This is a genomic window from Pseudomonas sp. FA117, from assembly GCF_057370475.1.
In genome coordinates this window covers 5,065,626-5,088,324 of the sequence record NZ_CM170675.1, presented here as the reverse complement: position 1 = coordinate 5,088,324, position 22,699 = coordinate 5,065,626, and the positions used below count along the sequence as shown (strand labels likewise).

17 protein-coding genes are annotated in these 22,699 nt (G+C 66.0%); 8 read left to right on the top strand and 9 right to left on the bottom strand.

Annotated features, from left to right (window positions below):
• Positions 1-26 precede the first annotated feature (26 nt).
• The 6 genes from recC to yfiB all read left to right on the top strand — a co-directional run bounded on the left by recC (position 27) and on the right by yfiB (position 11,685).
• Positions 27-3,512: an exodeoxyribonuclease V subunit gamma gene (recC, locus tag AC1TXO_RS23410; protein WP_486403930.1), complete on the top strand. Its 3,486-nt coding sequence runs from the start codon at positions 27-29 to the stop codon at positions 3,510-3,512.
• Positions 3,509-7,186, top strand: a complete 3,678-nt coding sequence (gene recB / locus AC1TXO_RS23405) for an exodeoxyribonuclease V subunit beta (RefSeq protein WP_486403929.1) — start codon at positions 3,509-3,511, stop codon at positions 7,184-7,186. Before recC ends, recB begins: the two co-directional genes overlap by 4 nt.
• Positions 7,183-9,258, top strand: a complete 2,076-nt coding sequence (gene recD / locus AC1TXO_RS23400) for an exodeoxyribonuclease V subunit alpha (RefSeq protein ID WP_486403928.1) — start codon at positions 7,183-7,185, stop codon at positions 9,256-9,258. The genes recB and recD overlap by 4 nt, the downstream gene beginning before the upstream one ends.
• A 76-nt stretch (positions 9,259-9,334) precedes the next feature.
• The gene (gene yfiR, locus AC1TXO_RS23395) at positions 9,335-9,913 is read left to right on the top strand and encodes a regulatory sequestration protein YfiR (protein ID WP_486403927.1); all 579 of its coding nucleotides are present in this window, start codon (positions 9,335-9,337) and stop codon (positions 9,911-9,913) included.
• Positions 9,910-11,154, top strand: a complete 1,245-nt coding sequence (gene dgcN, locus AC1TXO_RS23390) for a diguanylate cyclase DgcN/YfiN (protein ID WP_486403926.1) — start codon at positions 9,910-9,912, stop codon at positions 11,152-11,154. Before yfiR ends, dgcN begins: the two co-directional genes overlap by 4 nt.
• A 42-nt stretch (positions 11,155-11,196) precedes the next feature.
• Complete coding sequence (gene yfiB / locus AC1TXO_RS23385; protein WP_486406894.1) at positions 11,197-11,685, top strand: outer membrane lipoprotein YfiB; 489 nt, start codon at positions 11,197-11,199, stop codon at positions 11,683-11,685.
• Between the two features lie 42 nt (positions 11,686-11,727).
• Here the strand turns inward: yfiB and AC1TXO_RS23380 are convergent, their stop codons facing one another.
• A complete protein-coding gene (locus tag AC1TXO_RS23380; RefSeq protein WP_486403925.1) occupies positions 11,728-12,678 on the bottom strand; it encodes a LysR family transcriptional regulator in 951 nt (316 codons plus the stop codon).
• A gap of 131 nt (positions 12,679-12,809) precedes the next feature.
• On the opposite strand from AC1TXO_RS23380, the gene AC1TXO_RS23375 reads away from it, so the two are divergent.
• Both AC1TXO_RS23375 and mmsB read left to right on the top strand, forming a co-directional pair.
• A complete protein-coding gene (locus tag AC1TXO_RS23375) occupies positions 12,810-14,333 on the top strand; it encodes a CoA-acylating methylmalonate-semialdehyde dehydrogenase (protein ID WP_486403924.1) in 1,524 nt (507 codons plus the stop codon).
• Between the two features lie 10 nt (positions 14,334-14,343).
• Complete coding sequence (gene mmsB / locus AC1TXO_RS23370; protein ID WP_486403923.1) at positions 14,344-15,234, top strand: 3-hydroxyisobutyrate dehydrogenase; 891 nt, start codon at positions 14,344-14,346, stop codon at positions 15,232-15,234.
• A gap of 113 nt (positions 15,235-15,347) precedes the next feature.
• Here mmsB and AC1TXO_RS23365 read toward each other — a convergent pair whose 3' ends face one another.
• The 8 genes from AC1TXO_RS23365 to AC1TXO_RS23330 all read right to left on the bottom strand — a co-directional run bounded on the left by AC1TXO_RS23365 (position 15,348) and on the right by AC1TXO_RS23330 (position 22,595).
• A complete protein-coding gene (locus AC1TXO_RS23365; RefSeq protein ID WP_312933507.1) occupies positions 15,348-15,692 on the bottom strand; it encodes a cupin domain-containing protein in 345 nt (114 codons plus the stop codon).
• A gap of 105 nt (positions 15,693-15,797) precedes the next feature.
• A complete protein-coding gene (locus tag AC1TXO_RS23360) occupies positions 15,798-16,730 on the bottom strand; it encodes a phosphatidate cytidylyltransferase (protein ID WP_486403922.1) in 933 nt (310 codons plus the stop codon).
• A 1-nt stretch (position 16,731) separates the two neighbouring features.
• Positions 16,732-17,355, bottom strand: a complete 624-nt coding sequence (locus tag AC1TXO_RS23355) for a lysophospholipid acyltransferase family protein (RefSeq protein WP_486403921.1) — start codon at positions 17,353-17,355, stop codon at positions 16,732-16,734.
• Between the two features lie 9 nt (positions 17,356-17,364).
• Positions 17,365-17,796, bottom strand: a complete 432-nt coding sequence (locus tag AC1TXO_RS23350; protein ID WP_486403920.1) for a hypothetical protein — start codon at positions 17,794-17,796, stop codon at positions 17,365-17,367.
• The gene (locus AC1TXO_RS23345; RefSeq protein WP_486403919.1) at positions 17,793-19,100 is read right to left on the bottom strand and encodes a phosphatase PAP2/dual specificity phosphatase family protein; all 1,308 of its coding nucleotides are present in this window, start codon (positions 19,098-19,100) and stop codon (positions 17,793-17,795) included. The genes AC1TXO_RS23350 and AC1TXO_RS23345 overlap by 4 nt, the downstream gene beginning before the upstream one ends.
• The gene (locus AC1TXO_RS23340) at positions 19,100-20,848 is read right to left on the bottom strand and encodes a bifunctional alpha/beta hydrolase/class I SAM-dependent methyltransferase (protein ID WP_486403918.1); all 1,749 of its coding nucleotides are present in this window, start codon (positions 20,846-20,848) and stop codon (positions 19,100-19,102) included. The genes AC1TXO_RS23345 and AC1TXO_RS23340 overlap by 1 nt, the downstream gene beginning before the upstream one ends.
• A 30-nt stretch (positions 20,849-20,878) precedes the next feature.
• Positions 20,879-21,484 (bottom strand): CDP-alcohol phosphatidyltransferase family protein, encoded by a 606-nt coding sequence (locus tag AC1TXO_RS23335; RefSeq protein WP_486403917.1) that lies wholly within the window; start codon positions 21,482-21,484, stop codon positions 20,879-20,881.
• 148 nt (positions 21,485-21,632) lie between these two features.
• A complete protein-coding gene (locus tag AC1TXO_RS23330; RefSeq protein ID WP_486403916.1) occupies positions 21,633-22,595 on the bottom strand; it encodes an XdhC family protein in 963 nt (320 codons plus the stop codon).
• Between the last annotated feature and the right edge of the window lie 104 nt (positions 22,596-22,699).

Genomic DNA, 22,699 nt, shown 5'->3' with positions numbered 1-22,699 from the left:
CGCAACCAGCCCCCCGAGAGTATTCAATGGCCAACACCACCTCACTGCACCCAGGCTTCATGATTGTCCAGGGCAATCGCCTGGATGATCTGCGCAATCTGGTGGTGAGCGTGATGCGCAGCTACCCTCTGGCGCCCCTGGAAAACGAGATTGCCCTGGTGCAGAGCAACGGCATCGCTCAGTGGCTCAAGCTCGCGTTGGCCGAGGATCCCCAGGACGACGATCAGGGCGGTTGTGGCATCGCTGCGGCCATCGATGTACAACTGCCCGGCAGCTTCATGTGGCAGCTGTACCGTCGTGTATTGGGTCGTGAAGAAATCCCCGAGGTGTCGCTGCTCGACAAGGCGCCCCTGACCTGGCGCCTGATGCGCCTGTTGCCCGCTCTGATCGAGCGCGAGCACTTCGAGCCGCTCAAGCGTTTTCTCACCGACGACAGCGACCTGCGCAAGCGCTACCAGCTCGCCGAGCGCCTGGCCGACCTGTTCGACCAATACCAGGTGTACCGCGCCGACTGGCTCAAGGACTGGGCTGCCGGCGAGCACGTACTCAACACTGCTCGTGGTGAGCGCAAGCCTCTGGTTCCGGGCAATCGCTGGCAGGCCGAGTTGTGGCGGGCCTTGCTCGAGGATGTTGGTCGGGAGGGTATGGCGCAGAGCCGAGCCGGTGTCCACCAGCGCTTCATGGAACGGATCGACGCCCTGGAGCATGCACCTCCCGGCCTTCCGGCACGGGTGATCGTCTTCGGTATTTCGTCATTACCCGCGCAAACACTCGAAGCCCTGGCCGGGCTGGCCCGTTTCAGCCAGGTGCTGCTGTGCGTGCACAACCCCTGCCGCCACCACTGGGGTGATATCGTCGCCGACAAGGACCTGCTTCGCCACCAGTACAAGCGTCTGCAGCGCAAGCAGGGCATGCCGTTGCAGCTCGACGACGAATCGATGCACCAGCATGCCCATCCGCTGCTGGCTGCCTGGGGCAAGCAAGGCCGGGACTACATCAACCTGCTCGACAGCTATGACGATCCGGGCAGTTACCGTGGCGTGTTCAGCGATGGTCGTATCGACCTGTTCAGCGAAGCTTCGCCGACCACATTGCTGAACCAGTTGCAGGACGACATCCTCGAATTGCGCCCGCTGGCGGAAACCCGCGAGGCCTGGCCGGCGGTCGATGCTGCGAACGATCGCTCGGTGCGCTTCCACGTAGCCCACAGTCCACAGCGCGAAGTGGAAATCCTCCACGACCAGTTGCTCGCACGCTTCAGCAACGATCCGACCCTGCGTCCGCGTGACGTCATCGTCATGCTCCCGGCCATCGATGACTACGCCCCGCATATCCGCGCGGTGTTCGGTCAGCTCGACCGCCACGACCCGCGCTACATTCCCTTCACCCTCACCGACCAGGGGCAGCGTGGCCGCGATCCATTGCTGATCGCCCTGGAGCACCTGCTCAAACTGCCTGATAGCCGCTTTGCTGTCAGCGAGGTCCTCGATCTGCTCGATGTGCCGGCCGTGCGCGCCCGCTTCGGGATCAAGGAGAGCGACCTGCCGACCCTGCACCGCTGGATCGAAGGCGCGGGCATCCGTTGGGGGCTCAGTGGCGAACAACGCGCCAGCCTCGGGTTACCCCAGGGGCTGGAGCAGAACAGTTGGCGATTCGGCCTGCGGCGGATGTTGCTGGGTTACGCGGTGGGTATCGGTGAGGGCTGCGACGGTATCGAACCCTATGACGAGATCGGTGGCCTCGACGCTGCGCTGATCGGCCCGCTGGTCGCGCTGCTCGATGCCCTCGAGGTGGCTTTCCAGACCCTGGCCGAGCCGGCCAGTGCCGCACAATGGGGCGATCGCCTGAACGCGCTGTTGCAGGTGTTCTTCCTGGCCCAGGAAGAGCATGACGAGCTTTTGCTGGTGCAGTTGCAGGACCTGTGTGACACCTGGCTGCAAACGTGCGACACCGTTGGCCTGGATGATCAGCTGCCACTCACGGTAGTGCGTGAGGCGTGGTTGTCGGGCCTGGACCAGGGCAAGCTGTCCCAACGCTTTCTCGCCGGTTCGGTGAACTTCTGTACCCTGATGCCCATGCGCGCCATCCCGTTTCGGGTGGTCTGCCTGCTGGGCATGAACGATGGTGACTATCCGCGCGCCCAACAGCCGCTGGACTTCGACCTGATGGCCAGTGATTACCGCCCCGGTGACCGCTCACGCCGCGAGGACGATCGCTACCTGCTTCTCGAAGCGCTGCTGTCGGCCCGCGACCAGCTTTATGTGAGCTGGGTCGGGCGTAGCATCCGCGACAACAGCGAGCGTCCCGCTTCGGTCCTGATCGGTCAGTTGCGCGACCATCTCGCCGCCGGCTGGCAGCTTGCCGGTGCGCGGCAAGGCCAGCGAGACGACCCTGGGCAGCAACTGCTGCATGCCTTGACCCAGGAGCACCCCCTGCAGCCGTTCAGCCCTCGCTATTTTCAGAAGGGCAGCCCGCTATTCAGCTATGCCCATGAGTGGCAGGTGCTGCATCAACCCGAGCAGATCACCGTCGCCGAAGAGGGGGGGATGCTACCGCCGTACATCAGTGACGAACCATTGAGCCTGACACAGCTGCAGGACTTCCTGCGCCACCCGGTCAGGCATTTCTTCAGCCAGCGTCTGAAAGTGTTTTTCGAGGCCCTGGAAGCCCCCACGCCCGACGAAGAACCCTTCGTACTCGATGCCCTGCAGCGCTATGGCCTGAGCGAGCGCTTGCTCGGTGCAGCCCTGGCCGAGCCCGACGATCCCGAGCAGGCGCTGCGCAGCCAGGCCCGTCGCCTGCAGGCCTGTGGCCTGTTGCCCCTGGCAGGCTTTGGCGAATCACTGCAGGTCGAGCTGATCCAGCCCCTGCCGGACCTTCTGCAACGTCACCGACAACTGCTGCAGCGTTGGCACACAGTGGTGGAGGGTGCGCTGCCGATTCATTTCGAGCATGGCACGCACCGGCTCGAAGGCTGGTTGGGGCGCGTGTACCAGGGCGATGAACAAAGCCTGCTGAGTATCACCACCGTCCCCAACAGCCTGGGCGCCGGCCGCAACAGCTTGAAATGGCATCGGCTCATCCCGGCCTGGGTCATGCACCTGGCTGCTTGTGCTGCCGGCTACGAGTTGCATACAGCACTGGTTGCCAGCGACCTGACCCTGTTGCTCGCGCCACTCCCTCAAGCACAGGCTGGCGACCTCCTCGCCGACTTGCTGGTGGCGCGCCAGGCCGCGATGAACGCCCCCTTGCCGGTCGCCCCCAAGACCGCCTTCGCCTGGCTCGCCCAGCAGGAGCCGGACAAAGCCCTGGCCGCCGCCGAGCGAGCCTATGAAGGTGACGGCCAGAACAGTTTCGGCGAACGCAGCGAAAGCCTGGCGTTGGTCCGTCAGTTCCGTGACTTCGCTGCGCTCAATGCCGACGAAACCTTCGAAGGTTGGTGCGAAGCGCTCTATCGGCCGTTGTTCGCTGCATCCTGGCAGACCCAGACCAACCCGGAGACCGCCGAATGAACCAGGCCCGGCCCCTGGCCCTGAGTTTCCCCCTGCATGGCAGCCAGTTGATCGAAGCGAGCGCCGGCACCGGCAAGACCTTCACCATTTCGGCGCTCTACCTGCGCCTGATCCTTGGCCATGGCGGCGAACAAGGCTTCGGTCGCGAATTGTTGCCGCCGCAGATCCTCGTGGTGACCTTCACCGATGCCGCGACCAAAGAGCTGCGCGAGCGTATCCGCACCCGCCTGGCGGAGGCCGCGCGCTTCTTCCGCGATGAGCTGGACGAGGCGGATCCGTTGCTGCACCTGCTGCGCGCCGATTACCCGCAGGAGCACTGGGCCCGCTGCGCCAGTCGCCTGGAGGTTGCAGTGCAGTGGATGGACGAGGCGGCAGTCTCGACCATCCATGGTTGGTGCCAGCGCATGTTGCGCGAGCATGCCTTCGACAGCGGCAGCCTGTTCACCCAGAGCCTGGAAACCGATCACAGCGAGCTGCTCGGCCAGGTCATGCGCGATTACTGGCGGCGCTTCTGTTACGGCATGCATGGCGAGGCGTTGGCCTGGGTGCGTAGCCACTGGGTCAGCCCCGACGCACTGCTACCGCGGATTCGCCCGCTGTTTGGCCGTGTGCAGGCAGATGCCGACGGCCCTGAGCCTCAGGCATTGATCGAGCTTGCCCTGCAACGTCGTCAGGCGCAGTTGGCTACGCTCAAGGCGCCCTGGACGCAGTGGGCGGACGAACTGCAGGAGTTGTGCCGCGCCGCGGTGGCGGCCAAGCACGCTGATGGCCGCAAGCTGCAGGCGCGCTACTTCGATCCCTGGTTCGACAAGCTGCGTGCCTGGGCGGGTGACGAGCAGACCATGGAGCTCGACCTGGGCACCGGCTTCACTCGCCTGACGCCGTCGGGCATGGCCGAAGCCTGGAAAGTCGGCGAGCCGCCGGAGCACCCGGCACTGCACGCGATGCAAAGCCTGCGCGAGCAACTGCAAGCGCTCCCTGGCCCTGATGCCGCGGTGCTGGAGCACGCCGCCGGGTGGGTGGCGGCGCGTTTCGAAGTGGAGAAGCGCCGTCGCGCCGAAATGGGCTTCGACGACATGCTTCTGCGCCTGGAGCATGCACTGCGCAGCGACGCAGGCGAGCGCCTGGCCGGATTGATCCGCGAGCAGTTCCCGGTGGCCCTGATCGATGAATTCCAGGACACCGACCCTGTGCAGTACGGCATCTTCGAGCGCATCTACCAGATCGCCGAAAACCGCCCGGAAACCGGGCTGTTCATGATCGGTGACCCCAAGCAGGCGATCTACGCCTTCCGTGGCGCCGACATCTTCACCTACCTCGGCGCCCGCCGCGCCACGGCCGGGCGCCTGCACAGCCTAGACACCAACTACCGCTCGAGCCGGGCCATGGTCGAGGCGGTCAACCGTGTGTTCCTGCAGGCCGAGCAGCGCCCCGAAGGCAAGGGCGCGTTCCTGTTCCGCGAAGAGGGCGACAATCCGCTGCCGTTCGTCGAGGTGCACGCCAAGGGACGCAACGAGCAGCTGCTGATCGACGGCGAGCCCTGTGCGGCCCTGCAGTGCTGGCATCTGCAGAGCGACGAGCCGGTAGCCGGCACCCTCTATCGCCAGCAACTGGCAGCCAGTTGTGCCAGTCATGTCGTTGCGCTGCTGCAGGGTGGCCAACAGGGCGTGACCGGCTTTGCCAGCCCGCAGGGCGAAGTGCGTGGCTGCCTGCCATCGGATATCGCCATCCTGGTGCGCGATGGCCGCGAGGCGCAGTTGGTGCGCGCCGAGCTCGCTGTCCGAGGCGTGCGTAGCGTCTATCTCTCGGACAAGGACTCGGTGTTCGCCGCCCAGGAGGCCCACGACCTGCTGGCCTGGCTCAAGGCCTGCGCCGAGCCGGATTCCGAGCGCCAGCTCAAGGCAGCCCTGGCCAGCCTGACCCTCGACTTGCCTCTGAACGAGCTCGAGCGGCTGAACCAGGACGAGCGTGTCTGGGAAGGTTGGGTGATGCGTTTTCGCCTGTACCGCGACACCTGGCAGCGCCAGGGCGTACTGCCGATGCTGCGGCGCCTGCTGCATGATTTCCAGTTGCCGCGCACCCTGATCGCCCGCACCGATGGCGAGCGCGTGCTGACCAACCTGCTGCACCTGGCCGAACTGCTGCAACAGGCCGCCGGCGAGCTGGATGGCGAGCAGGCGCTGATCCGTCACCTGGCCGAACAGCTGGCCAATGCCGGACAGGCAGGCGAAGAGCAGATCCTGCGCCTGGAAAGCGACGAGCAACTGGTCAAGGTGGTGACCATCCACAAATCCAAGGGCCTGGAATACCCGTTGGTGTACCTGCCGTTCATCTGCACCAGCAAACCGGTGGATGGCCAACGCCTGCCGCTGGCCTGGCACGACAGCGACGGCCAGGCGCTGCTGACGCTTACACCCACCAGCGAGCAGATTGCCCTGGCCGATGACGAACGCCTGGCCGAGGACCTGCGCCTGCTCTACGTGGCGTTGACCCGGGCCCAGCACGCGTGTTGGCTGGGTGTGGCCGACCTCAAGCGCGGCAACCAGAAGACCTCGCAACTGCACCGTTCGGCCCTGGGTTATCTGCTGGGCGGCGGCCAGCCGCTGGCCAGCTCGGCGCAACTGTCCGAGTGGCTGCAGGCTCTCTGCGCAAACAGCGTCTCCATTGCCTGCCCTGCCTTGCCCGAAGCGGATGGTCAGCTGTACCGTGCCGTGCAGGACAGCGCCGAACTGCTGCCTGCGCGCAAGCCGCGACGGGCGGCGGCAGAGCAATGGTGGATCGCCTCCTACAGTGCCCTGCGCGTCGGCGAGCAGAGTGTCGGTGCCGACAGTTCGCAGGCCCAGCAACTGCTCGATGATGAGGGCGCAGGCACGCAACCGTTGCGCGAGGTGCCTGCGCAGAACGGCGACATCCACCGCTTCCCGCGCGGGCCGAACCCCGGGACATTCCTCCACGGATTGCTGGAATGGGCAGGGCGCGAAGGGTTCGCCGAGGTCGCCAGCCAGCCTGCGCTGATCGAGCGTACCGTCGGTCAGCGTTGCAACCGCCGTGACTGGACCGGCTGGATCCCGACCCTGACCCCATGGCTCGAGCAACTGCTCACCCAGGCGTTGCCGCTGTCGACCGAGGGGCCGCTGCTCACCCTGGCCCAGCTTGGGCAGTACCAGATCGAGATGGAGTTCTGGTTTGCCAGCCATAAAGTCGACGTGCAGCAACTCGACCAGATCGTCACCCGGCATACGCATGCTGGCGTGGCGCGTCCGGCTGCGCTGGCGACCCAGCTCAACGGCATGTTCAAAGGCTTCATCGACCTGGCCTTCGAGCTTGACGGGCGCTACTACGTGGCCGACTACAAGTCCAACTGGCTGGGTCCGGACGACAGTGCCTATGACACCCTGGCCATGGAACAGGCGATTCTCGAGCACCGCTACGACCTGCAGTACGTGCTCTACCTGCTGGCCTTGCACCGCCAGTTGCGCGCGCGGCTGCCCGAATACGACTACGACCGTCACATGGGCGGCGCCCTGTTCATCTTCCTGCGCGGTATCGGCAGTGCCAGCCATGGCCTGTACTACGCACGTCCACCCCGTGAGCTGATCGAGCAACTCGATACGCTGTTCCGCGGGGACCACCAGCACGAACAGCAGGACCTGTTTGCCGGAGTCGCACCATGAGCCGAACCCTCGACGACCTGCTGCCGACGCCCTTGCAGGCCGGGCACCTCGCGGCCCTGGCGCCGCTTGCCGAGAGCCGCGACCTGCTGGCCCTGCTCGACCGCTGGGTCGAACGTGGTTGGCTGCGCGCCCTGGATCGCGCGTTCGTCGGCTTCCTGGAGGAGCGCGACCCGGGCGGCGACCCACTGCTGCTGCTGGCCGCAGCGCTGGCCAGCCACCAACTCGGGCACGGGCATGTGTGCCTTGATCTCGAACAGACACTGGCCGAACCGGATTTCGCTTTGGCCCTGCCGCCCGAAGGCGATGCCCTGGCCGGGCCATTGCTGCTGCCCTCGCAGTTGCTTGCCACGCTCGAACTGGTCACCTGGCGCCAGCGCATCGCGGGCAGTCGCCTGGTGGCGGCGGCCGATGCGCCAGGCCACGACACACGTCCGCTGGTACTCAGCGGCCAGCGCCTGTACCTGCGCCGCTACTGGAGCTATGAGCGGCGTATCGACCGTTCGCTGCAGCAGCGCATCGCCGCAGATGAGTCGATCCCTGCTGACCTGCCGGCACGCCTGGCGCAGTTGTTCGAGGCCGGAGCGCCGGCCGCTCGGGTCGACTGGCAGAAGCTGGCCTGCGCCCTGGCGACGCGCGCGGCCTTCAGCATCATCACCGGTGGTCCCGGCACCGGCAAGACCACCACGGTGGTGCGCTTGCTGGCCCTGTTGCAAGGCCCGGCGGTCGAGCAGGGCAGGCCGCTGCGCATCCGCCTGGCTGCGCCCACCGGCAAGGCGGCTGCGCGCCTGACCGAGTCCATCGGCCAGCAGGTCGAGCGCCTGCAGGTGCCCGCCGAGGTGCGCGCGCAGATCCCGACCGAAGTGAGCACCGTGCACCGCCTGCTGGGTAGCCGCCCTGGCTCGCGACACTTCCGGCATCATGCCGCCAACCCGCTGCCGCTCGATGTGCTGGTGGTCGACGAGGCCTCGATGATCGACCTGGAAATGATGGCCAACCTGCTCGATGCGCTGCCGGCGCGGGCGCGGTTGGTATTGCTCGGTGACAAGGATCAGCTGGCGTCGGTGGAAGCCGGGGCCGTGCTCGGTGACCTGTGCAGGCATGCCGAGGAAGGTCGCTATACGCCCGCCACCGAAGCCTGGCTTGAACAGGTCGGCGGCCAGTCGCTGCAAGGCAGCGCCCTGCTGCCGGGCGATGCACGTCAGCACGCGCTGGCCCAGCAGGTGGTCATGCTGCGTCATTCCAGGCGCTTTGGTGAAGGCAGCGGGATCGGCCAGCTCGCACGGCTGGTCAACCTGCAGCAGGCTCGCCAGGCGCGGGACCTGCTGACCCTGCCGCCTGAAGATGTGTTCTGCCTGTCGCTGCGAGGTGAGCATGATCGTGCATTCGACCGCCTGCTGCTCGACGGCCTGGGGCGTGGTGAAGACGGCCCCCAGGGTTATCGCACCTACCTGCGCAGCATCGGTCGTCATCGACCGGCACCCGGTACCCCTGCCGACGCTGCCGACTGGGAGCGCTGGGCGGCGCGGGTGTTGCAAAGCTTCGAGGGCTTCCAGTTGCTCTGCGCGGTGCGCAAGGGTGCCTGGGGTGTGGAGGGGTTGAACGAGCGTGTGGCGCGGGCGCTGAACCATGCCGGGCTGATCGATACTCGCCAGCCATGGTACGAAGGGCGTCCCGTGCTGGTGACGCGCAACGACTACGGGCTTGGCCTGATGAACGGCGACATCGGCATCGCCCTGCGCCTGCCTGATGAACACGGTGAGCCTTTGCTGCGGGTGGCATTCCCGCGCAACGATGGTTCTGGCGGTGTGCGTTTCGTCCTGCCCAGCCGGCTCAACGAGGTGGAAACAGTGTTCGCCATGACCGTGCACAAGTCGCAGGGCTCGGAGTTCAGCCATACCGCGCTGGTATTGCCGGATGCACTTAACCCGGTCCTGACCAAGGAACTGGTATACACGGGCATTACCCGGGCCAAGGACTGCTTCAGCCTTGTCGAGCCCAGGGCAGGCGTGTTCGAGGAGGCGGTCGGACGCAAGGTGCGACGGATTTCTGGCCTTATGCTGGAGAATACCTGACGATCGTCAATACCTTGGCATTGCGGCCTTGTGCTATCGTGCGGGTTATCTGAATTCATTTTGAGAGATTTCCCACATGACAGTGGCACTCTCGCCCAGGGGGCGAGTGATGGGCTGCGTGCTTTCGCTGTTGATGGCCGCCCTGTCGCTTTGCGCCGCTCCCGTCTGGGCGGACGTCCCTGTCACTGCTGCCCAGGTGCAGCAGCGGGCCAAGGCAGTGACCCAGGTGGTGCTGGGTATCTTCAGCTATGCACGCTGGCCTGCCGAGCCTTCCCCGCTGCGCCTGTGCCTGGTCGGCCCGACCGAATACGCCGATGACCTGATCAAAGGGGATGTCGTACAGAACTCCGGCCAGCCCCTGCAGGTACGCCGTCTGCTCGCCGATGACGCACGCGTCGCCGGCGCCTGCGATGCGGTGTACATCGGCAAGCTCGATGCCGGCCAACGTGATCGCCTGTTCCAGGCGCTGGTCGGTCATCCGGTGTTGAGTGTCAGCGAGGCCGATGACACCTGCACGGTCGGCAGCCTGTTCTGCCTGCACGTCGACGACGAGCAGGTCAGCTTCGATGTGAACCTCGACTCGGTCGCCCGCAGTGGCGTGCGTATCCATCCCAGCGTGCTGCAGTTGTCGCGGCGCAGGGCGGCGCAGCCATGAAACTCAGCGGCCAACGCAGGAAGCGGCCAACCTTGCGGTCGGTGCTCGGCCGTGGGCACCTGATCGTCGCGCTGATCGCCGTCGGGCTGGTGGGGGTGTCCCTGACCCTGCTCGGCGTGGCGGCGCTGCGCGTCTATGCCAACCACAACCTGCACCTGATCGCCCGCTCCATCAACTACACCGTGGAGGCGGCAGTGGTGTTCGACGACAGCGCCGCGGCCAGCGAGGCCCTGGCGGTCATCGCGTCCACCGAGGAAGTGGCCGATGCCAAGGTGTTCGACAATCAGGGCGAGTTGCTCGCGCGCTGGCAGCGCGACGACAGTGGCCTGCTGGCGCCACTGGAAAAGCTGGTCGCCAAGGGGCTGCTGGGCGAGCCGATCCACATGCCGATCCTTCACCAGCAGCGCAAGGTCGGGCACATCGAGTTGACGGGGCAGGGCGGCAGCCTGCTGGGCTTCCTGCTCAGCGGCCTGGCGGGAATCCTGTTCTGTACCTTGCTCAGTGCCGTGGTCGCGATCCACCTGTCGCGTCGGCTGTTCGGCGATATCGTGCGGCCGTTGCGTGGCTTGGCCAGTGTCGCCCATGCTGCGCGACGCGAGCGCAGTTTCGACCGGCGGGTGCCGGAAGCGCGGATCGCCGAGCTCAACGAGTTGGGCAATGACTTCAATGCCTTGCTCGACGAACTCGAGGTCTGGCAGAGCCATCTGCAGAGCGAGAACGAAACGCTCGCCCACCAGGCCAGTCACGACAGCCTTACCGGCCTGCCCAACCGCGCCTTCTTCGAAGGGCGACTCAACCGCTGCCTGCGCAATGCCGCGCGCCAGCAGGATCACCTGGCGCTGCTGTTCCTCGACAGCGATCACTTCAAGCAGATCAACGACAACCTCGGCCATGCGGTGGGCGACGAGGTACTCATCAACATTGCCAGCCGCGTGCGCGCGCAATTGCGCGAGCACGACCTGGTGGCGCGTCTGGGCGGTGACGAATTCGCCGTGCTGCTGACGCCGCTGCACTCGCGCGAGGACGCCCAGCGCATCGCCGAGAAGATCGTTGCCAGCATGAAGCAGCCGATCCTGCTCGATGATGGGCGCCGCGTCGGCACCTCGCTGAGTGTCGGCATTGCCTATTACCCGGACGATGGCCAGGACTCGGCCAGTCTGCTCAATGCCGCGGATGCGGCGATGTACCAGGCCAAGCGCAATCGCCGCGGCCATTGGCAAGTGGCCCAGACGGAACGCTGAGCCACGGATATGAACCACAGGAGCTGAACAGTGAGACACGTTATTTCCCGACTGCATTTTCCCTGGCTGGCCGTGTGGCTGGCGCTGTTTGCCCTGGCCGGCTGCCAGACCGTCCCTCCCAGCGGGCTGAGCCCCGAGCAGGTGGCACTGCTCAAGCGCGAGGGCTTCACGCCGAGCGACGAGGGCTGGGCATTCGACCTTTCGGGCAAGGTGCTGTTCGGCAGTGACCTGGACAGGCTCAACGGCCAGAGCCAGGCCATCGTCGAGCGGATCGGCAAGGCGCTGCTGTCGGTGGATATCCAGCACGTACGCGTCGACGGTCATGCCGATGCTTCGGGCAAGGCCGCCTACAACCAGCAGCTCTCCGAGCGACGGGCGCAGAGTGTGGCCAGGGCGCTGGTGGGCGTCGGCATGCAGCCGCGCAACATCGAGACGCGTGGACTGGGCAGCAGCCAGCCGGTGGCAGACAACCGCACCAGCGCCGGGCGTACCGAGAATCGACGGGTATCGATCGTGGTGGCGTCCAGCTGAAGATATCGGTGACTGGCACCGGCGCAGCCGGTGCCATCCGACTCAGCCCTGCGCAAACACCATGTCCCGTGTCTGCCCCATCAACAGCGACGCATTCGCCTCGGTCACATCGCGGATGTAGTCCCACAGCAAGGTGATCCGCTTCAACTTGCGCAGATCCTCCCGGCAGTACATCCAGAATTGCCGTGTCACCTCCACGTCCTCGGGCAGCACCGTCACCAGCCGTTCATCCTGCGCTGCCAGGAAGCAGGGCAGGATCGCCAGGCCTCGCCCTTGCAACGCCGCGGTGTACTGGGCGATCACGCTGGTGCTGCGCAGGTGCGCGCTGGCGTTGGGAATCAGGTTGGCCAGGTACAGCAACTCGGAGCTGAACGCCAGGTCGTCGACGTAACTGATGAACGGGTGGCGCCCCAGGTCGGCAACCTGGCGAATCGGCTCGTGGTTGTCCAGGTACTCCTGGGTCGCATACAGGCGCAGGCGGTAGTCGCACAGCTTGCAGCACACGTACGGCCCGTGCTCGGGGCGCTCCAGGGCGATGACGATGTCGGCTTCGCGCTTGGACAGGCTGATGAAGTGCGGCAGCGGCAGGATGTCTACCGAGATCGCCGGCCAGGTGTCGACGAAGCGGCTCAGCTGAGGGGTGACGAAGAAACTGCCGAAGCCCTCGGTGCAGCCCATGCGTACATGCCCGGAGAGGGCGACACCGGAACCGGACACCTGTTCGCAGGCCATGTGCAGGGTGCTCTCGATCGACTCGGCGTAGCCCAGCAGGCGCTGGCCTTCGGCGGTGAGCACGAAGCCGTTGGTGCGGGATTTTTCGAACAATAAAGTACCCATCGCCCCTTCCAGCGAGCTGATGCGCCGCGACACCGTGGTGTAGTCCACGGCCAGGCGCTTGGCTGCACTGCTGGCCTTGCGGGTGCGCGCTACCTCGAGAAAGAACTTGAGGTCGTCCCAGTTCAGCGCGCTGAGGGAGGTAAGGTCTTTTTGCATGTTGATCCGGTTTTTTTGTGCATTCTTGTTGGATGTTTGCACATCTATACTCGAAATCAGCCCCTGCACGCCACCCCGTTCGCTGCGGCGTAGGCGTCTTCGTTCCGACAATAATTCCAAGGAGAGCGCAGATGAACGCACCCCACACGCCCCACACCCAGGTCGAGCAGGTCAAGTTGCTGATCGACGGGCAATGGGTAGAGTCTCGGACCACCGAGTGGCGCGATATCGTCAACCCGGCCACCCAGCAGGTGCTGGCGCGCGTGCCTTTCGCCACTGCCGATGAAGTCGACGCCGCGGTCGCCGCTGCCCACCGCGCCTTCAAGACCTGGCGCGACACGCCGATCGGTGCACGCATGCGCATCATGCTCAAGCTGCAGGCGTTGATTCGCGAGCACAGCAAGCGCATCGCCGCGACACTCAGCGCCGAGCAGGGCAAGACCCTGGCCGACGCCGAGGGCGATATCTTCCGCGGTCTCGAGGTGGTCGAACACGCCGCCTCCATCGGTACCCTGCAGATGGGCGAGTTCGCCGAGAACGTCGCCGGTGGCGTCGACACCTATACCCTGCGCCAACCCATTGGCGTATGTGCGGGCATCACCCCGTTCAACTTCCCGGCAATGATCCCGCTGTGGATGTTCCCCATGGCCATCGTCTGCGGAAATACCTTCGTGCTCAAGCCATCCGAGCAGGACCCGCTGTCGACCATGATGCTGGTCGAACTGGCGCTGGAGGCCGGCGTGCCGGCCGGTGTGCTCAACGTGGTGCATGGCGGCAAGCAGGTGGTCGATGCCATCTGCACCCACCAGGACATCAAGGCCATCTCGTTCGTCGGTTCCACCGAAGTGGGCACCCACGTCTACAACCTCGGCAGCCAGCACGGCAAGCGGGTGCAGTCGATGATGGGCGCCAAGAACCACGCCGTGGTGCTGCCCGACGCCAACCGCACCCAGACCATCAATGCCTTGGTCGGCGCCGCCTTCGGTGCTGCCGGCCAGCGCTGCATGGCTACATCGGTGGCGGTGCTGGTGGGCAAGGCGCGTGAATGGCTGCCGGACATCAAGGCTGCGGCGAGCAAGCTCAAGGTCAATGCCGGCAGCGAACCGGGCACCGATGTCGGGCCGGTGGTTTCCAAGCGCGCCAAGGAGCGTGTGCTGGGGCTGATCGAAAGCGGCATCAAGGAAGGCGCCACGCTCGAGCTGGACGGCCGTGACGTGAAGGTGCCGGGCTACGAGCAAGGCAACTTCGTCGGCCCGACCCTGTTCTCCGGGGTAAAGACCGACATGCAGATCTACACCCAGGAGATCTTCGGCCCGGTGCTGGTCACCCTTGAAGTCGACACCCTCGACGAGGCCATCGCCCTGGTCAACGCCAACCCGTTCGGCAACGGCACTGGCCTGTTCACCCAGAGCGGCGCGGCGGCGCGCAAGTTCCAGAGCGAAATCGACATCGGCCAGGTCGGCATCAACATCCCGATCCCGGTGCCGGTGCCGTTCTTCAGCTTCACCGGCTCGCGCGGCTCCAAGCTGGGCGACCTCGGCCCGTACGGCAAGCAGGTGGTGCAGTTCTACACTCAGACCAAGACTGTCACCGCCCGCTGGTTCGACGACGACAGCGTCAATGACGGTGTGAACACCACCATCAGCCTGCGCTAAGGAGACTGCCATGCGCATTGCATTCATCGGCCTGGGCAACATGGGCGCGCCCATGGCCCGCAACCTGATCAAGGCCGGGCACCAGCTCAACCTGTTCGACCTGAACAAGACCGTGCTGGCCGAGCTTGCCGAGCTGGGCGGGCAGGTCAGCAGCTCGCCCCGCGACGCGGCGGCCAACAGCGAGCTGGTGATCACCATGCTGCCGGCTGCAACCCACGTTCGCAGCGTCTACCTGAACGAGGAAGACGGCGTGCTGGCAGGCATCCGTCCCGGCACTCCGACCGTGGATTGCAGCACCATCGATCCACAGACCGCCCGTGAAGTGTCCAAGGCCGCTGCGGCCAAGGGCGTGGACATGGGCGATGCGCCAGTGTCCGGTGGCACCGGCGGTGCGGCGGCGGGCACCCTGACCTTCATGGTCGGTGCCAGTGCCGAGCTGTTTGCCAGCCTCAAGCCGGTGCTCGAACAGATGGGCCGCAATATCGTGCACTGTGGCGAGGTCGGCACAGGGCAGATCGCCAAGATCTGCAACAACCTGCTGCTGGGCATCTCGATGATCGGCGTGTCCGAGGCCATGGCCCTGGGCAATGCGCTGGGCATCGACACCCAGGTGCTGGCCGGGATCATCAACAGCTCGACCGGCCGCTGCTGGAGTTCGGATACCTACAACCCTTGGCCCGGCGTGATCGAGACGGCACCGGCCTCGCGCGGCTATACCGGCGGCTTTGGCGCCGAGCTGATGCTCAAGGACCTGGGCCTGGCCACCGAGGCGGCGCGTCAGGCGCACCAGCCGGTGATTCTCGGCGCGGTGGCGCAGCAGCTGTACCAGGCCATGAGCCTGCGCGGCGAAGGCGGCAAGGATTTCTCGGCGATCGTCGAGGGTTATCGCAAGAAGGATTGATACGCGAGTGGGCTTGATCGCGGGCCGGGCGGCCTTCCCCCTGTAACTGCGCACCTGGGGGAGGGTGACCGGACCCGCGATTTTTTTTTGCCGGTGCCGGCCTCTTCGCGGGCTCAGGCGAAGACGAAATACTTGCGAACGGTCTCGACCACTTCCCAGGTGCCCTTCATGCCCGGCTCGATGACGAACACATCGCCGCCCTTGAGGTGCTTGGGCTCTTCACCCTCCGGCGTGATGATGCAGTAGCCCTCGAGGAAGTGGCAGAACTCCCACTTGTCGTAATTGACCTCGAACTTGCCGGGGGTGCAGATCCAGGTGCCCATGATCTTGCTGCCGTCGGCCGACAGATAGGCGTTGAGGTTGACGGTGTGCGGGTCGCCGCCGATACGCTTCCACTTGGTCGCGTCGACCACCGGGGTCGGGCAGGTTTCGCGCAGGACGGTAATGAAATCGGACATGGCAGGGCTCCTGGTGACGGGCTGTTTGACCCGTCACCTTAGGCCGTTGCCGCCCAGCGCAGTTGCCTGGGGTCGACCCTTATCTGTCTGGCCGCGCACTGGCGCTCATGCCCACCAGTAGCGCACGAAGTGAAAGAACACCGGCGCGGCGAAGCACACCGAATCCATGCGGTCGAGCATGCCGCCATGGCCCTCGATCATATGGCCCCAGTCCTTCACCCCGCGGTCGCGCTTGATCGCCGACATGACCAGCCCGCCGAAGAAGCCCATGGCGTTGACCGTCAGCGCCATCAATGCCGCCTGCCAGAAGCTGAACGGGGTGATCCAGCACAGCAGCGCGCCGACCAGGGTGGCCAGCGCCACGCCACCGGCCAGGCCCTCGACGGTTTTGGACGGTGACAGGTTGGGCGCCACCTTGTGCTTGCCGAACAGCTTGCCGCACACGTACTGCAGCACATCGCTGATCTGCACCACCAGGATCAGCCAGGCGATCAGCAGCAGGTTGCGGCCCTCGTAGCCGGGGATGTCCAGGGTCATCAGCGCCGGTACCGACGACACACAGTACACCGCGATCATCAGGCCCCACTGCACTTTCGAGGCGCGTTCCAGGAAGCGCGTGGTATCGCCGCCGAAGCTGGCCAGGATCGGCAGCAGCAGGAACAGGTACACGGGGATGAAGATGCTGAACATCCCGTACCAGTCCATGGCGATCAGCAGGTACTGCACCGGCAGCGCGACGTAGAACGCAGCCACCAGCGCCGGATAGTCGCTGCGCCGCGTCGGGGTGAGTGTCATGAATTCGCGCAGGGCGTAGAACGACACGCAGTAGAACAGCACGATCACGCCGTACTTGCCGAACACGAAGGCCAGGCCGATCACCAGCACCATCACCCACCAGGCGTTGATGCGTGCGTTGAGGTTGTCGATCACCGCGTGCGGTGCGGGGCCGGCGCGCCACTTGAGCAGGCGGCCGACGATGCTGGCCAGGAGCAGCAGGGCGCCGATACCGACGAACAGGGACAAGGTGTTGTGATCCATCTCAGGCTTCCTTCGGGGCCAGGTTCAGCAGGGCCAGGCGAGCCCGTTCGAGAAACGCCTGCTTGCTTTCGTCAGGCAGCACCTGCAATGGCTCGCCGAAGCTCAGGGTGCACAGCAGCGGCAAGGGCAGGGCGCGGCCCTTGGGCATCACCCGGTTGAGGTTGGCGATCCACACCGGTACCACTTCGATGCCCGGCTGGGCGGATGCGAGGTGAAACAGGCCGCTCTTGAATGGCAGCAGCGGATCGTCGCCAAGATTGCGTGTGCCTTCCGGGAAGAAGATCAGCGAATCGCCCTGGGCCAGCGCGTCGAGTACCGGTTGCAGCGGGTTGTCCTGGCCGTCGCCGCGCTGGCGGTCGATGAGAATGCCGTTGAACACCTGACGGATGACGAAATCTCGCAGGCCGGGCTTGTCCCAGTAGTCGGCGCCAGCTACGGGCCGCGTCCTGCGTCGCAAGGGCTCGGGCAGCGACGCCCAGAGCAGGACGAAATCGCCGTGGCTGCTGTGGTTGGCGAAGTACAGGCGCTGCACCGGTTGCGGTGTGCAGCCGAGCCAGAGGGCCCGGGCTCCGGTGATCAGGCGCGCGGCGGAGGTAATGGCGAAGGCGGTGAGGGCTGCGAGCATGGCGTGCGGTTATCCGGTGAAGGGCAGTGTCAGCAGGGTAGCCAAGGTCAGCAGCAACTGCAGGCCCAGGCACAGGCTCTGGCGGCGCAGCAGGGCGAGGGCGGCCTGGCTGCGGGTTGGCCAGTCGCGCGGGTCGTCGGCCTTGGCCTTGAGATTGAGCTCGAACAGGGCACGGTCCAGGGCGCGGGTATCGTCGGCAAGCCGTGGGCTGGCGGCCAGGTGCGCGAACAGCGCGGCGTCCAGGGCCACGCGAATGGCCCAGTACTTGTGGGCAAGGCCGAGGATCAGCAGCAGGATGCACAGCCCGCTGGCCAGCGGGTGCAGGTGCAGGCCGAGCAGCGGTGCCAGCCCGTAGGCGATGGCCAGCAGCGTCAGCGCATCGGACAGGCGTTCGAGTTGCCGACCACGGCCGAGCAGGGTCGCGACCAGGTGCAGGTTCATGGCTGGACTCCAAGTTGCAGCAGGGCCTGGCGATGTCCGGTATGCAGCACCACGCCTGGGCGAGCCTGGCGAATCAGCGCTTCGGCGGCATCGATATCGGCGCAGCGGCCGGTGTGGATCAGCCAGGCTGCCACGGCGCTGGCGCTGCGTGAATAACCCAGGGCGCAACAAACCAGTAGCGGGCCGTGCGCGCGCAGGCGGTCGATGGCTTCGGCAGCCTCGCGCAGCAGGGCGGCGCTCGGGGGGATGAGGTCAAGGGTGGGCAGGCAGGTGTAGGTGGTCTGTTCCGGCCATGGACAGGGCAACTCTGCGCTCATGTCCACCACTGCCGCAAAATCACCTGCCTCCCCAAACCCGGGAATCCGCCCCAGATACACCCCGTCACACACCTCATCCGCCTGTGGGTGGCGCCAGGCCCAGGCCCGTGAGTTGATCCAGGCGCCCATCAGGTAGGGCGCCAGCAGCCAGGCTGCTGCAGGCGACAGTCGTCCATCCGCGCCTTTCTGAAACCCGCCAGCACCGAACAGCACGTAGTTCAGCGCCACCAGCAGCAACGCCACTGCAGGCCACAGCAGACACAACCACATCCCTCCCAGGGCGAAGGCCAGCGCCGCGCACACCAGGGCGCCAATGCCATAGCGCAAGCCGAGCCGCCAGCGCTTCGGCTCATGTGCCAGCCGCGCTTCACCCAGCGGCAACGCACCCTGATGCGGCCACAGCCATACGCACATCAGCCCCACCAGCGCACCGCTGGGCAGGTCGATGAAGTGATGCTGCCAGGTGGTCAGCACCGACAGCCCGATCAACGCCATCCAGCCGTGCACTGCCCAGCGCCAGAGCGGCCTGTGGGTATGCCGGGCGAACATCGTCCAGATGATCACCAGCAGCGCGATATGCAGTGATGGCGCCTGGTTGTACGGTTTGTCGAAGCCCATCAGCACATCGAACAACCAGCCGAACACCCCTGCCAGTTCCGGTCGCTCGAAGGTGAAGCGCAGCGGCCACAGCAGGAAGCAGGTCACGCTGACCACCTGTGCGGTCAGCAGCGCCAGGGCATGTCGGTCCATCTCGCGACGGGTCTGCGGCAGCAGGAACGACAGGCCGTAGAGCAGGTCGATCGACCAGTACGGCAGGATCGTCCACGGCCACAGCGGCATGTGCCGTTCCCAGCCGAACACCAGGCTGCCGACGTCGTCGCGCCCGGCGGTGTAGCTGTTGGCCAGGCCGTAGCTGAGGAAGAACAACGGCCCGAGCAGCAACAGCCACAGCACCCCGCGCCGGATCAACCCGGCCTGGCGTGTCATCAGCGTACCCGCTGGGCCAGGCTGACGCTGAAGATGCCCCATTCGTCGATACGCTGGGCGATCTTGCGAAAACCGGCCGCTTCCACCAGTTGGTCCATCTCGGCCTGGCTGCGTCGACGCATCACCCAGGCGTCGCCGCCGCGGTGGCTGGTCAAGGCGCGGGCGATCATCTCCAGTTGTGGGTGCCAGGGCTGGCCGGTGTAGACCAGGTAGCCGCCGTCTTCCACGGCGTCGGCCAGCCCCGCCAGGGAGTCGCTCACCAGCCGGTTGTTGGCGAACAGCTCATAGAGTCCGGACACTACCGCGAGCGTCGGTCGCGGATCGAGGCTGGCCAGGCTCTGGCGGTCGAAGGCATCGCCCTGGACGAAACGGGCGATCTCGCCCAGGCCCTTTTCGCTGATCAGCGCGCTGCCCTGTTGCACGTTCAGTTCGCTGTAGTCGCGCAGCAGGATCGAGTCCGGCAATTGCTCTTGCAGCGCTTCGAGGATGTAGCGGCCGTGGCCGGCGGCGATGTCGACGATGTGCACGGGCCGCCCCTGTTCGCGCAGGCGGGCGATGGCCAGGCGCAGCAGTTCCTCGACATGCACCTTGCGCTGGCGGATACCGCGCCAGCCGATGGCGTCGAGGTAGTTGCGATCGATCAGCTCGCCCAGCTTGCCCTTGCCGGTCGCCTGGTTGCGGTACACGTAGTCCAGGGTGCTGCCCGAGTCGAAACCGGTGTCGAAGCCCAGCTTGACCCCTTCGGACAAACCCTTGCCCAGACGCAGGCTGGCGCGGTAGCTACGCCAGTAGAGCTCGCGTGGCGAGTTGCGCGGCAGCGGCGCGGCGAGGCTTTCGGCCTCGGCACAGCTGGCGCCGACCTGGTCGGCATCGAGCAGCGAAGGTGCAGGCAGTGGTGCGTCGAAGCAGCGCGCGATAAAGCGTTCGATCCGGGCAAGGGCGTGGGCACGGTCGCGTTCACCGAGGGTGTCGTGGAAAAACCCGGGGAGGATGTGCATCTCCTTGCGCGGGCTGCCCAGGCGCTCGAAGAAGCGCTCCTGCGGGCCACGTTCCACCACGAAGTCCGCGCCGGACACCAGCAGTTGCGTGGGGAGCTGGATCGCCTGGGCGTCGGCCACCACGCGGTCGGCAGCCTCGTACAGGCCCAGCAGCACGGTCACCGAGATCGGTCGGCTGATCAGCGGGTCGGCGCTGTACGACACCACCCGTTCCGGGTCATGGGTGAGCAGGCGCGGCTTGACGTAGCTGTTGACGAAGAAATTGCCGCGCAGGGCCTTGAGCAGTTTCAGGCCGGGACGGGCGAAGGGCACGTAGAGCTTGACCTTGAATGCCGGCGAGGCCAGCACCAGGCAGCGCACCCTGGGCGCGTAGTCGTGGGCCCAGGTGGCGATCAGCACGGCGCCGACGCTCTGCGCCAGCACCACCATGTCGGCCTCGGCGATACCGTGCCGGGTCTGGATGTGCTCGATGAAGGTCTGCACGTCGCGCACGCTGGTGGCGAAACTCGGGCTGTCACCGCGCGCCCCTGGCGACAGGCCGTGGCCGCGTGCGTCCCAGGCGAAGATGTCGTAGCCGGGCAGGTCCAGTTCGTCGGCCAGATGCGCCATGCGCCCGCCGTGCTCGTGCCCGCGATGGAACATCACCAGCGCCCGGCGTGGCTGGTATTCGTTGCGAGTGGCCGGCCAGTGCCGGTAGTGCAGCTCGACGCCGTCGTGGGTCGAAAAATGCAGCGATTGCGCTTGGCGCATGGCGAAAGTCCTTGTCCTGCGGCAGTGAGGTCAGCGGGTTTCGGCCAGCCCGTGGCGTACCCGGTTGTAAAGGGTATAGAGCGAGAGCAGCAGGATGACCAGCAACAGGCCGTTGATCCACGTCGCATTCAGCACGCCGAAGGCCACGCCGGTACCCAGTACGCCGAAGGCAAAGGCTCGGTCGCTCTTGCCCATCGGCCCGTCGTAACGCCGCGAAGCGCCAGCCAGCGGGCCCATCACCCCGGCGTATTCGCTGATCACTGCCAGCAACACCACCAGTACCACCAGTGCCGGCGACACCCCGGCGAGCAACGCGAAGGGCAGGTACAGCGTCGCGTCGGCGATCACGTCGCACAGCTCGTTGAGGTAGGCGCCAAGGGTCGATTGCTGGCCGAATTCGCGGGCGAGCATGCCGTCGACGGCATTGAGCGCCATGCGCAGCAGCATCCACACCGGGACGAGGATGAACAGCCAGGTGACGTGGGGCAGCCAGGCGAGCAGCAGCCCCAGCAGCACCGACACCAGCGCTGCGGCGACGGTGACCTGGTTGGCGGTGACGCCGCGGTCATGGAGACGCTGCACCGATGGGCGCAGCAGGGCCTGGAAGCGGGGCTTGAGCTGATAGATGGATGGCACGGTGAGTTCCCTTTCGTGGTGCGGCGTGGAAGGGATTGTGGGGAAAGAGGTCATGAGGCAGCAAGGGGGGCTGCGTGTGGTGGTTCGCATCTGTGGCGATTGGACGCCTAAAGGGCTGGCGATACTGAATCCAGTATCAACCGAACGGCTACAACGCATCCCGCGCCTTGCCGCGATACACCCGCAGCACATCGGCCATCACCGCCAGGGCGATTTCCGCTGGTGACTTGCTGCCCAGGTCCAGCCCGATCGGCATGTGCAGGCGCTCGATTTGCTGGACCGACAAGCCGCCGATGCGCTGCAGGCGTTCGGCGCGCCTGGCCGAGGTGGTCACCGAGCCCATGGCGCCGATGTAGAACGCAGGGGTGTGCACCGCCTCCATCAGCGCCAGGTCGTCGATTTTCGGGTCGTGGGTCAGCGCCACCACCGCAGTGGCGGCATGGCAGCCGCCTTCGGCGATGAACTCCGAGGGTAGTACGCGGTGCAGTTGAGCGCCCTCGAGCCGCACGTGCGCCATCTCCTCGCGCGGGTCGCAGGCGATCACCTCGCAACCCAGCGTGCGGGCGATGTCGGCGCAGGCTTCGGCCACCGGCGACAGCCCCGCCAGCAGCAGGCGCAAGGCCGGGCCGATGGCGATACGCACCGCGTCCTCGCTCATGCGCACGGCAACGCTGCTGTCATTTTCCAGATCCAGCGCGCCATCTTTCAGCTCAACCCTGCGCGTTATCCGGCGCTGGCCAAGCAATGCCTCGCGCAACGCCTGCAGGTGTCGCAACCAGCCTTTATCGGCCTCGCGCCGCTCGACCAGTACCACCAGTACGCCGCCACACGGCAAGCGCAGTCGTCGGCTTTGTTCCTGGCCATCGCCATAGCGCACCACCTGCGCCGGGCGGCCAAATTCGCCCTGCGCGAGGCTGTCGAGAAACTCCTCCTCCACGCAGCCTCCCGACAACGAACCGACATATTCCAGCCCATTCCGGCAGACCAGCATCGCCCCCGGTGCGCGCGGTGCGGAGCCGTAGGTGGACAGCACCGTGCACAGCCACACCGTGTCGCCGGCACGCGCCCATGCCAGGGCCTGGTCGATCACCAGCAGATCCAGATGCTGCATGTTCCGCTACCTCGTTCCAATCGGTGCCATCACCCCCGAAAAAGCCGGGCAAAGGCCCGGGGTCTGTGGCAGTGTTGGCTATCTGGCCAGCCCTACAGGGACCG

Excerpts from the sequence above, each read along its gene's own strand:
- AC1TXO_RS23360 (WP_486403922.1), bottom strand. The coding sequence starts at position 16,730 with ATGGATCACAACACCTTGTCCCTGTTCGTCGGTATCGGCGCCCTGCTG.
- AC1TXO_RS23330 (WP_486403916.1), bottom strand. The coding sequence starts at position 22,595 with ATGCAGCATCTGGATCTGCTGGTGATCGACCAGGCCCTGGCATGGGCG.
- AC1TXO_RS23345 (WP_486403919.1), bottom strand. The coding sequence starts at position 19,100 with ATGACACGCCAGGCCGGGTTGATCCGGCGCGGGGTGCTGTGGCTGTTG.
- recB (WP_486403929.1), top strand. The coding sequence starts at position 3,509 with ATGAACCAGGCCCGGCCCCTGGCCCTGAGTTTCCCCCTGCATGGCAGC.
- AC1TXO_RS23355 (WP_486403921.1), bottom strand. The coding sequence starts at position 17,355 with ATGCTCGCAGCCCTCACCGCCTTCGCCATTACCTCCGCCGCGCGCCTG.
- recC (WP_486403930.1), top strand. The coding sequence starts at position 27 with ATGGCCAACACCACCTCACTGCACCCAGGCTTCATGATTGTCCAGGGC.
- yfiR (WP_486403927.1), top strand. The coding sequence starts at position 9,335 with ATGACAGTGGCACTCTCGCCCAGGGGGCGAGTGATGGGCTGCGTGCTT.
- AC1TXO_RS23380 (WP_486403925.1), bottom strand. The coding sequence starts at position 12,678 with ATGCAAAAAGACCTTACCTCCCTCAGCGCGCTGAACTGGGACGACCTC.
- AC1TXO_RS23365 (WP_312933507.1), bottom strand. The coding sequence starts at position 15,692 with ATGTCCGATTTCATTACCGTCCTGCGCGAAACCTGCCCGACCCCGGTG.
- mmsB (WP_486403923.1), top strand. The coding sequence starts at position 14,344 with ATGCGCATTGCATTCATCGGCCTGGGCAACATGGGCGCGCCCATGGCC.
- AC1TXO_RS23340 (WP_486403918.1), bottom strand. The coding sequence starts at position 20,848 with ATGCGCCAAGCGCAATCGCTGCATTTTTCGACCCACGACGGCGTCGAG.
- dgcN (WP_486403926.1), top strand. The coding sequence starts at position 9,910 with ATGAAACTCAGCGGCCAACGCAGGAAGCGGCCAACCTTGCGGTCGGTG.
- recD (WP_486403928.1), top strand. The coding sequence starts at position 7,183 with ATGAGCCGAACCCTCGACGACCTGCTGCCGACGCCCTTGCAGGCCGGG.
- AC1TXO_RS23350 (WP_486403920.1), bottom strand. The coding sequence starts at position 17,796 with ATGAACCTGCACCTGGTCGCGACCCTGCTCGGCCGTGGTCGGCAACTC.
- AC1TXO_RS23375 (WP_486403924.1), top strand. The coding sequence starts at position 12,810 with ATGAACGCACCCCACACGCCCCACACCCAGGTCGAGCAGGTCAAGTTG.